This window comes from Sinomonas terricola, assembly GCF_034931225.1.
In the GTDB taxonomy this organism is placed as follows: Bacteria; Actinomycetota; Actinomycetes; order Actinomycetales; family Micrococcaceae; genus Sinomonas; species Sinomonas terricola.
The window spans coordinates 437,410-450,086 of record NZ_JAYGGQ010000001.1 but is presented as its reverse complement, the minus strand read 5'-3'; the positions used below and the strand labels follow the sequence as shown (position 1 = coordinate 450,086).

General features: G+C 70.0%; 8 protein-coding genes. All 8 read left to right on the top strand.

Going from position 1 to position 12,677, the window contains the following annotated elements:
* Positions 1-89 precede the first annotated feature (89 nt).
* The 8 genes from SPF06_RS02215 (at position 90) to SPF06_RS02180 (ending at position 12,675) form a co-directional block, all read left to right on the top strand.
* Entirely contained in the window at positions 90-836 is a 747-nt protein-coding gene (locus tag SPF06_RS02215; RefSeq protein WP_323277283.1) for a permease, read from the top strand.
* 191 nt (positions 837-1,027) lie between these two features.
* Positions 1,028-1,657, top strand: a complete 630-nt coding sequence (locus tag SPF06_RS02210; protein ID WP_323277282.1) for a nitrobindin family protein — start codon at positions 1,028-1,030, stop codon at positions 1,655-1,657.
* Between the two features lie 75 nt (positions 1,658-1,732).
* Positions 1,733-2,860, top strand: a complete 1,128-nt coding sequence (gene ygfZ / locus SPF06_RS02205) for a CAF17-like 4Fe-4S cluster assembly/insertion protein YgfZ (protein ID WP_323277281.1) — start codon at positions 1,733-1,735, stop codon at positions 2,858-2,860.
* Positions 2,861-3,101: 241 nt separating this feature from the next.
* Positions 3,102-9,179, top strand: coding sequence for an Ig-like domain-containing protein (locus tag SPF06_RS02200; protein ID WP_323277280.1), 6,078 nt, complete (start codon positions 3,102-3,104; stop codon positions 9,177-9,179).
* 81 nt (positions 9,180-9,260) lie between these two features.
* Positions 9,261-10,826: a DHA2 family efflux MFS transporter permease subunit gene (locus SPF06_RS02195; RefSeq protein WP_323277279.1), complete on the top strand. Its 1,566-nt coding sequence runs from the start codon at positions 9,261-9,263 to the stop codon at positions 10,824-10,826.
* Between the two features lie 9 nt (positions 10,827-10,835).
* The gene (locus SPF06_RS02190; RefSeq protein ID WP_323277278.1) at positions 10,836-11,666 is read left to right on the top strand and encodes an aldo/keto reductase; all 831 of its coding nucleotides are present in this window, start codon (positions 10,836-10,838) and stop codon (positions 11,664-11,666) included.
* Between the two features lie 230 nt (positions 11,667-11,896).
* Positions 11,897-12,406 (top strand): DUF2975 domain-containing protein, encoded by a 510-nt coding sequence (locus tag SPF06_RS02185; protein WP_323277277.1) that lies wholly within the window; start codon positions 11,897-11,899, stop codon positions 12,404-12,406.
* The gene (locus SPF06_RS02180; protein WP_323277276.1) at positions 12,406-12,675 is read left to right on the top strand and encodes a helix-turn-helix domain-containing protein; all 270 of its coding nucleotides are present in this window, start codon (positions 12,406-12,408) and stop codon (positions 12,673-12,675) included. Before SPF06_RS02185 ends, SPF06_RS02180 begins: the two co-directional genes overlap by 1 nt.
* Positions 12,676-12,677: the final 2 nt, after the last annotated feature.

Here is a 12,677-nt window from a genome sequence, read left to right as displayed (position 1 = left end):
GGATCCTCCCCAAGAGCAGTCTGCACAGCGTCGGGCAGGTCGTACCTATGCCGACGATTATACGGGGGCGCCTATGGAAGGATGGCAGCGTGAAGACATGGATCGGGGGCGCGGCGGCTGCGGGCATCGGAGTGGCCGGCACTGCGGCGCTCGTCGTGTCGAGCCTCGCGGGTCCTTCCGCGCAGGCCGCAGTCGCCGTCGTCCTTGCCGCCGCGGCCGGTATTGGGTGGCCCTACTTCCTTGGAATTCCGGCGAAGAAGACCAATGGGACCATCCTCGCGCTCGCGGGAGCCGCAGCCGGGATCTCCGCCGCAGCCGTGGCGGGGCCCGAGTATCTCTTCTGGACGCCCGCCGCGATCGCCTTCGGCCTTATGGCCGTAACAGTCGTCCAGCTCATCCGTGGCACCGGCCAGAGCCATCGGCTCGAATCGGCCCTTGGCGCGAGCACCGGCGTCCTCCTGTGCTGTCTCGGCGCCGGATGGATCGCGACCGCCCGCCTCACCGGCACCGGCTCGATGCTCATCGTCGCGGGCATCAGCACGGCCGTCGCGCTGCTCGTGGGCGCAATCAACTGGCCGGACACGATCATCGCGCCCCTCGCCGTCGTCTTCGCGGGCCTTGCCGCACCGCTCGCGGCGCTCGTCATGACGGACATCTCGGTGATTCCCGCCACGGTCGCGGGCGCCCTCATCGGCGCGGTCCTCGCGGCGGTGCGCCGCCTCAACCGCACCCGCTCGCGGCCCATGCCCCCGGCGGGCCTCATGGCCCTCGCGCTCGCGCCCGTCCTCGCCGTCGGCTCGCTGGCCTATTTCATCGACAAACTCCTCCTCTATTAGGGCCCCGCCGGCCCGTGACACGCGGCGAGGAGGCCCCTGCCGAGGCGCTACGATGGCGCTATGTCTGTTCTTGCGTGGGAAATCCTCTTCATCGTCCTCCTCGTGATCGCCGGCGTGTCGATGGCGTGGTTCGCCGTCTACACGATCCTCGGCCTCTTCCGCGGCCAGCGCTGACCCTAGCGGAGAACGCGGTGCCCATCGAGATCCCCACCGGACTCACTCCCGAGCTCGTCCCGCTGTCGTGGCTCATCGGAGAGTGGGAGGGCCGCGGGCGTCTCGGCGCGGGCGAGGGCGAGGACGATCACTTCGGCCAGCACGTCACGTTCGCCCACCATGGCTTCCCCTATCTCGAATACACGGCCGAGAGCTGGCTGTGCGACGAGGCGGGGGTGCGGCTGCGGCCGCTCTCGATCGAGACCGGCTTCTGGCAGCTTGACCGCCCGATCCAGGAGGCCGACGGCGGCCCGGGGCTCACGCCCGCGGACATTGTCCCGGCGTACAAGACCGCCGATGAGGTGGAAGCCCTGCGCAACGACGACGGCGGCTTCGACATCACGGTCTCGGTGCTGCACCCCGGCGGCATCGCCGAGCTGTACTACGGCCAGATCAAGGGGCCGCAGATCCACCTCAGCACGGACGCCGTGCTCCGCGGCGCGAACAGCCGCGACTACTCGGCCGCGACCCGGATCTTCGGGCTCGTCAACGGCGAGCTCTTCTGGCGGTGGGATGTCGCGTCGGGAGGGGCACCGCTTGCGCCGCACGCGTCTGCGATCCTGCGGCGCGTCGCCACGCCCGTGCCGCCCCAGCAGCCCACGGAATGACCCCGGGCCAGCCGAGCTGCGGAACCGTTTCCGCCTCGATGGACTGAATCCGACTCCCTGGACGTTGATAAGAACATGAGCTTCACTTCGCCACTCCTTGCCCGTCCCGGCGCCGTCGCGGCCTCGGGGGCCGACGCCGGGGTCGCCGCCCACTATGGCGACCCCGTCCGAGAGCAGCGCGCGCTCGCGGGCGGCCGTGCCGCCGTCGACCTGTCCTTCCGCGGCGTCGTCACGGTGACGGGGCCGGACCGCCTCACGTGGCTCACGACGCTCTCCTCGCAGCAGGTCGCAAAGCTCGCCCCGGGGGAGTCGGCGGAACTCCTCCTCCTGAGCATCCAGGGCCGCATCGAGTATGACGCGCGGATTGTCGACGACGGCACGACGGCGTGGCTGCTCGTCGAGGCGGGCGAGGCCGCGGGGCTCGCGGCGTGGCTCGATTCGATGCGCTTCATGCTCCGGGTCGAGGTCGCGGACGTGAGCGACGCTTGGGGCGTCCTCGCGGCGACGCGGCGGCTTGACGAGCTCGCGGGACTTTCCGGGACCGGCCCCGTGTGGCGCGACCCGTGGCCCCACGTCGCGCCCGGTGGCTACAGCTACGCGGCCGTGGCCGAGGAGCGTCACCCAGGCCTCGAGCGGCCGTGGTTCGAGCACCTCATCCGCACAGACGAGCTCGAGGCGGCCGCTGCCGCCCTCGACGCCTCGGGCGTGGGGCTCGCGGGCTCCATGGCCGCCGAGGCCCTCCGCATCGCGGCCTGGCGCCCGCGCGTCGGCTTCGAGACGGACGAGAAGACGATCCCGCATGAACTCGACCTCCTGCGCACCGCAGTGCACCTCTCCAAGGGCTGCTACAAGGGCCAGGAGACGATCGCCCGCGTGCACAACCTCGGGCACCCGCCGCGGCGGCTCGTGATGCTCCAGCTCGATGGCACCGCCCATACGCTGCCGGCCGCGGGAAGCACCGTGACCGTGGCGGGCGACGGCGGAGCGAAGGCCGTCGGGCGCGTCACCTCGGCGGCGCTCCACCACGAGATGGGCCCCATCGCCCTCGCCGTCGTCAAGCGCAGCACGGACCCCCATGCGCCGCTTGTCGTCCACGGAGAGGCCGAGGGCGAGACCTACGCCGCCGCGCAGGAGGCCATCGTCGCACCGGACGCGGGGCAGGTCGTCCAGCGGCCCACGGGGCTCCTGCGCGGCCGTCCCTGACCAGCCCGTAAGGCGCGAGGATCCCCCACGCGCGGCAGCGGCGTGCGACTCGCCGACCCTCTCGGCCTCACGCGCGGGATGGGGAGAACTCCCCACGAGGTGGTTCCTTGTCGGACCCGTCGGGTAGCCTCGGTGGCGTGGCCGGGTACCTCTCGGGGAGGTGGCCGGCCAGCGGAACCGCAGGGGGCGGGACCTCGGGGGTCGTGCCTTTCTGCCGCGAGGACGGACGGAGAGGGTACTTTTGCGAGCTGGGGAGCTGCGCCGTCATGCCCGAACGCTCATCACGGGCACGGCCATGGCCCTTGTCGCGACCGTCATCGTGGTTGCGGCCGTGCTCTACCCGGGATTCCGCTCCGTCTCGGCGGACCTCAACGACGGCGGAATTTGGGTCACGAACTCGTCGATGGGGCTCGTGGGCCACCTCAACTTCCAGTCGAAGACCCTGGACGGCGGCGTCGCGTCCCGTTCGCCCAAGTTCGACGTCGTCCAGCAGGGCAAGTCCGTTGCCGTGAGCGATGCGGGGGCGTCGACGCTGAGCCCGGTCGACCCGGCCAATGTGCGCCTGACCCAAGACCTCAAATTCGCGGGCTCCGACTCCGCGTCCTTCGGGACGACGACGGCGGCGCTCGCCGATCCGGACAAGGGCCTCGTGTGGGCCGTTCCCCTCGCGTCTCTCGCGACGTTCAACCCGGACACGACCGCGCCCGCGGTCGAGGACGTGAAAGGCGTTGCCGCGACCGTGACGACCGGCAACGAGATCCTCGCGGTCGCTCCGCAGCGCGGCGAGATCGTCCGGGTCGCGGAAGGCGGGACCGCGAAGTTCTCGCCGATTGACGGACTCAGCCAGTCCGCGAAGGCGCAGATCGCCGCGGTGGGGGACAGCGCCGTCGTCCTCGATCCGGATTCCGGCACGCTCTTCCTCCCGGGCGGGGCCAAGATCGAGCGCGACGACTTCAAGGGCGCGGCGCTCCAGCAGTCCGGGCCTTCGGCGGACTCGGCTGCCGTCGCGACGGCGACAGGCCTCGTCATGCAGCCCCTCGGCGGCGGGAACGCGACAGTCACCCCTGCGTCGGACGGAACCGGGCAGGGCCCGGCCCAAGGCAGGGCCGGGCAGCCCGCACGCCCCGTGCAGCAAGGCGGATGCGTGCACTCGGCGTGGTCGGGCAGCGCGATCTACCTGCGCGTGTGCGCCGGGGCCGCGCCGCTCGCCAAGGCCGTCCCGTCAGCGGCCCCGGACACCCAGCTCGTGTTCCGCACCAATCGCGACCTCGTGGTGCTCAACGACGTGCGCGGCGGCAACGTGTGGCTCGTGACGGACAAGATGCAGCTCGTCAACAACTGGCAGGAGATCGTCCCCCAGAAGGTGACGAAGAACGGCGACCGCGAGGATTCCGCGGACATCACGCTCCAGCGGGAACTGCCGGACCGCAAGGGCGAGAACCATCCGCCCCTCGCGAACCCCGACGACTTCGGCGTGCGCGCCGGCCGGACCGTGATCCTGCCCGTGCTCCTCAACGACACCGATCCCGACGGCGACGTCCTCACCGCGAAGCTCGCGGGCGCGGACCCCAAGATCGGCCACGTCCAGCCCATCTTCAACGGTGCCGCGCTCCAGGTCGTCGTGAACGCCGACGCCCAAGGGGCCGATACATTCGACTACGAGGTCTCGGACGGCCGCGGCGGCGTCGCGCGAACCCGCGTCACCCTCACAGTGCGCGACTCGTCGCAGAACTCCCCGCCGAAAGCCGTGCGCGCCACGACCCTCGCGGCCGAGCAGGGCGCGACGGTCTCCCAGAACATCCTCGGCGACTGGGTCGACCCCGATGGCGACGACATGTTCCTCACCGGGGCGAGCACGACGGGTGACGGCGATTCCGTGCGCTTCCAGGCGGACGGCACCGTGATCTTCCAGGACGGCGGGAAGAGCATCGGCAAGAAGAGCGTCACCGTCCTCGTCTCCGACAGCCGCGACGCCACCACTGCCACGATCACGGTCGACGTGAGGCCGCATGGGACGCTCGCGCCGCAGACGACCGCCGACCACGTCCGCACCGGCGTGAACGAGCCCATCGTCGTCTCGCCGCTCGCGAATGACATCGACCCCTCCGGGACCGGGCTCAGGCTCCTGCGCGTCGAGCCCGTCGCCGGCCTCGACATCGTCATGAACTCCGAGGACGGCACGTTCTCGGCTCGCGCCGCGACGCCCGGCGTCTACTACGCCGTCTACCTCGCGTCGAACGGCTCGGGCGCCGCGAAGGGCCTCGTGAGAATCGACGTCGACCCTCCTGCGACGGGTTCGGACGCGCCCATCGCCGTGCGCGCGATCGGCCTGCTTCCCGCGGGCGGGAACGTGCTCGTCGACCCGCTCGCGAACGACACGGACCCCGGCGGCGGCGTCCTCGTCCTCCAGTCCATCGCGGTGCCGGCCGACGCGCCCATCAGCGTCGCCGTCGTCAACCACCAGGTGCTGCGGATCACCGACGTCCGCGGGCTCAAGGAGCCGCTCACGTTCACCTACGTCATCTCGAACGGGGACAAGACCGCGAGCTCGACCGTCACGGTGATCCCCATCCCGCCGCCGGCCAAGCTCCATCCGCCCGTCGCGAAGGACGACCAGGCCGTCGTCCGGGCCGGGGACACCGTGACGATCCCCGTCCTCGCCAACGATTCGCACCCCGACAACGCACAGATCACGCTCGATCCCAAGCTCGTCGAGACGCCCGATCCCGCCATGGGGCACCTGTGGGTGGATCAGGACAAGGTCCGCTTCACAGCCGGGAGCAAGACCGGGACCGTCCAGGCCGTGTATTCGGTCATCGACCCCGCGGGGCAGAAGGACTCGGCCAAGATCATGATCACGATCAAGGCAGCCGATCCGTCGCAGAACGCGAATCCCGTCCCCAAGAACATCACGGCTCGCGTGCTCGCGGGGCAGACGGCGAAGATTGCCGTGCCCGTCGACGGCATCGACCCGGATGGCGACTCCGCCTCGATCACGGGCCTCGAGAAGGCTCCCCAGCTCGGCACGGCGATCATCAAGGATGGGTACATCGAGTACACCGCGACGGCCGATGCCCACGGCAAGGACACGTTCACATACGTCGTCGAGGATCGGTTCGGCGGCCGCGGCGTCGCGACTGTCCTCGTCGGCGTCGCACCCGTGCCCTCGGTCAACCACAATCCCGTCGCGGCCGACGACCGCGTCTCCGTCCGCCCGGGCCGCCCCGTCTCGGTCGACGCCCTCGCGAACGACACGGATCCGGACGGCGACACGATCCACCTCGCGACGGACGGCTTCGAAGTTCCGCCTGACACGACCGCGAAGGCCGCGAACGGGCGCGTCGTCATCACGCCGCCGTCGTCCTCGGGGACCTACACCGTCCGGTACACCATCACGGACGGCCGCGGCGGCCGCGGCGTCGGGAACATCGTGGTCTCGGTCGACCCCAACGCGCCGCTCCAGGCACCCATCGCCCGCGACGTGCACGTGAACGCGATGGACGTCGCGGGCAAGGCCAACATCACGGTCGACGTGCTCAAGGACGCCGAGGACCCGGACGGGCTCGCGAGCGAGCTCAAAGTCTCGCTGCCCGTCAGCGGTGGCGCCGCCGTCGACGGCCGCACGGTCAAGATCTCGCTCACGCCGGAGCCCCAGGAGATCCCGTTCACCCTCACGGACATCGACGGGCTCACCGGTTCGGCCCTCGTGTGGGTGCCCGGGCTCAAGGACCAGCGCCCCGTGCTCAAGTCCCTCGACCCGATCACAGTCAAGGCCGGCGAGAAGAGCGAGATCAAGCTGTCAGACTACGTCGCCGTGCGCGGCGGCCACGCGCCGCGCATCACGACCGAGGACTCGGTCCACGCTGTCGCCGCGGACGGCTCCGCGCTCGTCAAGGATGCCGGGACGCTCACGTACACGGCCCGGAAGGACTACGCAGGCCACGCGTCGATCACGTTCGAGGCCACCGACGGATCGAGCCCGGACGATCCGGACGGCCACAAGAGCACCCTCACGCTCCCGATCGAGGTCCAGCCCGCATCGGATCGCCCCAACACGCCGCCCACGATCGCCGCGAGCACACTCGAGGTCGCGCAGAAGGAACCGCCCGCGACGCTCGACCTCAAGGCCGCGACGACCGACCCGGACCCGGGCGACATCGACCGGATGGCCTATCGGATCACGTCCCAGATCCCCGCGGGCCTCAAGGTGACGCTCGACGGCGCGACGCTCACCGCGAGCGCCGACGGGGCACCCAAGGGCACGAACGCCCAAATGACGATCGAAGCCGACGACGGGCGGGCCAAGTCGCTCGGCACAGTGACGGTCGCCGTCGTCGGCTCGACGCGCCCGCTCGCCGTCGCCAATCCGGACAGCGTCCCCGACGCGAAGTCCGGCCAGCCGGTCGAGATCCCCGTGCTCGCGAACGACTCGAACCCGTTCCCCGACACTCCGCTCAAGGTCACGTCCGCGAGCGTCAACGGCGGCGCGGGCACGGCGACGGTCGACGGCGACCGCATCCTTGTGACGCCCGCGGCCGGCTTCCACGGTCAGCTTTCGGGGCTGTACCACGTCCAGGATGCAACCGGGGATCCAGACCGCGAGGTCGTCGGCCAGTTCACGGTCACGGTCCGCGACCGCCCGGACGCCCCGAGCGCGCCGGTCGTCGACGGCATGGCGAGCCGCCAGGTCACCCTGCACTGGGCACCGCCCGCCAACAACGGCGCCGAGATCACGCAGTACAAGGTCCAGTTCGCCGGCGGGAGCCAGTCGTGCCCGACGACGACGTGCACCATCACGGGCCTCGCCAACGGCACCCAGTACACGTTCTCCATCGTGGCCGCGAACGCCGTCGGGGATTCCCCGGCGAGCGCCTCCTCGGCGCCGATCACGCCGGACGCGCGGCCGTCGCAGCCGGCGCCGCCCACGCTCACGCGCGGCGACCAGAAGATCACGCTCGCGTGGACGCCTCCCGCGAACGAAGGCACGCCGATCTCGTCGTACGTCATCGAGCTCTCCTCGGCCCAGGGCATCCAGCAGAAGACCGTCGGCGCCGTCACGAGCCTCGAGTGGACCGGGCTGACGAACGGCGTCGAGTACCGGGCTCGGATCCAGGCGAAGAACGGGGCGAAGGATCCGTCCGACTTCTCGGCGTACTCCGCGCCGGCCAAGCCCGCGGGCGTGCCGCTCGCCCCGAGCGCCCCGGCGGCGGCGCGCACGACGTCGGCGATCGACGGCGGCGTCGCGGACGTCTCGTGGGCGTCCGAGCCGCTCAAGGACAACGGCGAGCCCGTCACCGGCTACGTCGTCAAGGTGTACCGGAACGGCGCCTACGAGAAGTCGACGCCTCAGACCTCGAGCACGACCCAGCGGGTGACCGGCCTCGACACGAGCAGCACGTACACGTTCACGCTCACCTCGGTCAACGCCGTCGGCCCCTCGCCGGAAAGCCCGAAGTCTCCCGCGGTCGTCCCCTACGGGCGCCCCGGCGCGGTCAACAACCTCTCGGCCTCGCCCACGAACACGAGCGGCTCGGGGCATCAGGTCCAGCTCTCGTACACGGCGCCGTCGTCGAACGGCAACTCGATCTCGGGCTACCAGTATTCGACGGACGGCGGCACCTCGTGGAACCAGCTCGCGTCGAACAACGTGGTCTCGGGCCTTTCGAACGGCCAGAACTACTCGTTCACCGTGCGAGCCGTCAACGCGGCCGGTCCGGGCCTCGCGAGCAATTCGGCGGGGGCCAACCCGTACGGCGCGCCCCTCACGCCTGTCGTCTCGGCGTCCCAGAACGGGATCCGCGTCGACATGCGCTGGAACACGGGTGGGTACGACAACGGGCGGCCCACTACAGTGAGCGTCACGATCGACGGCTCGCCGGTGGCGAACGACGGCGCGCAGACCGTCGGGAACGGGCCGGACCAGGCCCACTCGATCACCGTGCGCGCGTGCATCACGTCGGAGCCGAGCAATTGCACGAGCAACACGGCGTCGGCGCGCACCGCTTCGCCGTCGGCCACGCTGTCTCAGGGGCCTCGGGCCTACGACCCCCAGTGCACGTCGAATGCCTGCTACTACTTCGATGTCCGCGGGTACAACTTCCACCCGAACTCGACGGTCACTGTCCAGTGCTGGAACGACAGCTCGCCGAATCCGCACGTTTTCGCGTCCTACACCGACACGACGGACGCCAACGGCTATTTCCGCAACAATTCGCACTGCTTCCTCGGCCGCGCGTCGATCAACCCGTGGTCAGCGGGCTGGGCGACCATCACCGATTCCCAGGGCTCGAGCGCGAGGACCAACAACAGCTCGTGGTGACGGCGCGTCCTCCTGCCGTGATCGCGGCGGGCGAACGCCCTGCGGACAGCCGCTGTCCGCAGGAAGTGAGAACCTAGACCGGTGGAACGCATCGAACGGCCGTGGGCGGCCCTCTGGTCTCTGGTCATCGGCTTCTTCATGATCCTCATCGACACGACCATCGTCTCGGTCGCCAACCCGGCGATCATGCGCGGGGTCGGTGCGGACATCAACGAGGTCATCTGGGTCACGAGCGCCTATCTGCTCGCGTATGTCGTGCCGCTGCTCATCACGGGGCGGCTCGGCGATCGCTTCGGGCCCAAGAACATGTATCTCGCGGGGCTCGTGATCTTCACCCTCGCGTCCCTGTGGTGCGGGCTCTCGGGGAACGTCGCGTCGCTCATCGCGGCGCGCGTGGTCCAGGGCCTCGGCGCGGGCCTCATGACGCCGCAGACGATGGCCGTGATCACACGCATCTTCCCGCCTGAGCGGCGCGGCGCGGCGATGAGCATCTGGGGCTCCACGGCAGGCGTCGCGATGCTCGTCGGGCCGATCCTCGGCGGCCTCCTCGTCGACGGGTTCGGCTGGGAGTGGGTCTTCTTCATCAACGTGCCCGTCGGCGTCGTGGGCTTCGTCCTCGCACTCCGGCTCGTCCCGCATCTCACGACGCATTCGCACCGCTTCGACTGGCTCGGCGTTGCCCTGAGCGGCGTGGGGATGTTCCTCCTTGTCTTCGGCATCCAAGAGGGGCAGACGTATTCGTGGGGCACGATCTCGGGTCCGATCACGGTGTGGAGCATCATCATCGCGGGCCTCGTCGTGATGGCCGCGTTCGTCGTGTGGCAGGCCGTCAACAAGGCTGAGCCGCTCGTGCCGCTCAGCCTCTTCCGCGACCGCAACTTCTCGCTCGCGAACCTCGGCATCTCGACGGTCGGCTTCGCCGTGACGTCCTTCGGCCTCCCGACGATCTTCTACTACCAGCTCGTGCGCGGCATGACGCCCACGCAGTCGGCGCTCATGATGATCCCCATGGCGGTCCTCTCGGGCGGCCTCGCCCCTGTCGCGGGGAAGTTGGTGGACCGCGGCCACGCGAAGGTCATGAACATCGGCGGGATGTTCCTCTTCGTCGTCTCGCTCGTGCTCTACTACGTGCTGCTCACGCCCGATCGACCCATCTGGATGCTCCTCATCCCGGGCACGGTCCTCGGCTTCGCGAACGCGGGCATCTGGGGCCCGCTCGCGACCCTCGCGACGCGCAGCCTTCCTCCGCACCTCGCCGGCGCGGGCTCGGGCATCTACAACACGACGCGGCAGATCGGCTCGGTGCTCGGGAGCGCCGCGATCGCCGCGCTCATCCAGGCCCGGCTCGCGGCCGAGCTCCCCGCCCGCCCGGGCGGGGCGGCGCAGAACACGGGGGCGCTTGCGGCCGGCCAGCTTCCCGCGTTCCTCCAGGGCGGGTTCACGACGGCGATGGCCCAGTCGATTCTCCTGCCCGCCGGCGTCCTCGTTGTCGGCGTCGTCGTCGCCTTCTTCTACGTCAAGGTGCGCCCGGTGCCGCCGACGTCCCTGGCCGGCGCGCAGGGCGCCGCAGGTCGCGAGGCGGCCGCGTCCGGGCCCACCGCAGGGACCGAGCGCGAGGGGTCGCCTGTCGACGCAGAGCGCCCTTAGGCTGGGCCCATGACTGCTGCACCGCTGGTTCCGCTGTCCTCTGGCTATCACATCCCCCAGCTCGGTCTCGGCACGTGGCCACTCGACAACGAGCAGGCGGCGGACGTCGTCGGCACGGCGCTCGAGCTCGGCTATCGGCTTATCGACACGGCCGAGAACTATGGCAACGAAGAGGGCGTGGGGGAGGGGCTGCGCCGATCCGGCGTGCCCCGCAACGAGATCTTCGTGACGACGAAGTTCAACCGCGCATGGCACAGCGTCGCGGGCGTGCACGAGGCGTGGGAGAAGAGCGTGAGGCGCCTCGGGGTAGGGTACCTTGACCTGTTCCTGATCCATTGGCCGAACCCGGATCAGGGTACCTACATCGAGGCGTGGGAGGGGCTCCTCGAGCTTCGCGACGAGGGCAAGATCCGTTCCGCGGGCGTCTCCAACTTCACCCCCGAGCACCTCGGCGCGATCATCGAGGCGACGGGCGTCGGCCCCGACGTCAACCAGATCCAGCTCAGCCCCTATTGGGTTCAGGACCAGACTCGCGCGTTCCACGGCGCCCACGCGATCGTCACAGAGTCCTGGAGCCCGATCGGAAAGGGGCGCGACCTCCTCGCCGAGCCCGCCGTCGTCGCCGCTGCCGAGGCACACGGCGTGACGCCTGCTCAGGCCGTGCTGCGCTGGCACACGCAGCAGGGTCTCGTCGCGATCCCTAAGTCGGCGTCCCGGGAACGGCTCGTGCAGAACCTCGACGTGTTCGGCTTCTCGCTCACGGCTGACGAGATCGCGGCCCTCAACGCCCTCGACGGAACGGGCCCGAAGGCCGCCGACCCTGACACCTTCGGGCACTGACGGCAGCGCTGCCCTCCCCGCTTGACCACCTTATTGTTTACCGATAAGAATGAGTTTGCCGTTTATCGGCAAGCGAGGGCTGCTTTCGGCGGCCTCGGTCGTGACAGGGGGAAATGATGTCCAGGAACAGGCAGTCGACGTTCTCGGGGAGCCGTTGGTTCGACCGTGCCGACTCTTTGGCTCTTCGTGGGTTCCTGTTGCTAGTCGGATTCGCTGCGATCGGGGCTGGCATGCTCGCCCCCGTGCTGGGTTGGCTGCAGGGCTCGGCGCTGTCGACGACCGTGACCTTGGATGCGCGAGCTGCCCTTGGCCCCAATCCGGGGCCGGGGCTCGTCCCTGGAAGCACGGGCCGGGCCGACATCGAGATCGTGGACCCGACCGCATCCGAGCGGCTCGTTGCCGCCCTGCCCGGCCTGGGTGGCTCGCTCACCGCCCTCGTTGTCGCGATGTTGCTGTACCGTTTCGTTGCCGACCTGAACCGCGGCGAGCCCTTCTCCAAGGCCAATGTGCGCCGGTTTCGGCTGATCTCCCTCGCGATCGCGGCCGGGGCGATGGCTGTTGCCGGCGCGAACAGCGCCCTCGGCTATGTCATTGCCGGAAGGCTCTCGGACCCGGCTCGGCTCGCGTTCACCTTCGAGCTTCCCCTCGCTTGGTTCGGCGCCGCGTTGGCTGTCGCTGCCATTGCGGAGGCCTTCGCGATCGGCGCGCGCCTCCGTAGCGATGTCGAAGGGGTCATCTGATGCCCGCTCCCGAGACCGAGCGCGTGGTGTGCCACCTCGAGGAGCTGCTCGACGCCCGGGGCATGACCCTCACCGCGCTTTCCGCCGCGATCGGAGTCACCCTGGAGAACCTGAGCGTCCTGAAGAACCAGAGAGCCAAGGCGATCCGGTTCAGCACACTTGTGGCCCTGTGCGACGCACTCGGGTGCACGCCTGGAGACCTCCTCACCGTCGCACCTGACCTTCAACGCGGACTTGACGGAGCAGGCCCGAATCAGCGAGAGCGATGAGC

Excerpts from the sequence above, each read along its gene's own strand:
- SPF06_RS02185 (WP_323277277.1), top strand. The coding sequence starts at position 11,897 with ATGCTCGCCCCCGTGCTGGGTTGGCTGCAGGGCTCGGCGCTGTCGACG.
- SPF06_RS02180 (WP_323277276.1), top strand. The coding sequence starts at position 12,406 with ATGCCCGCTCCCGAGACCGAGCGCGTGGTGTGCCACCTCGAGGAGCTG.
- ygfZ (WP_323277281.1), top strand. The coding sequence starts at position 1,733 with ATGAGCTTCACTTCGCCACTCCTTGCCCGTCCCGGCGCCGTCGCGGCC.
- SPF06_RS02190 (WP_323277278.1), top strand. The coding sequence starts at position 10,836 with ATGACTGCTGCACCGCTGGTTCCGCTGTCCTCTGGCTATCACATCCCC.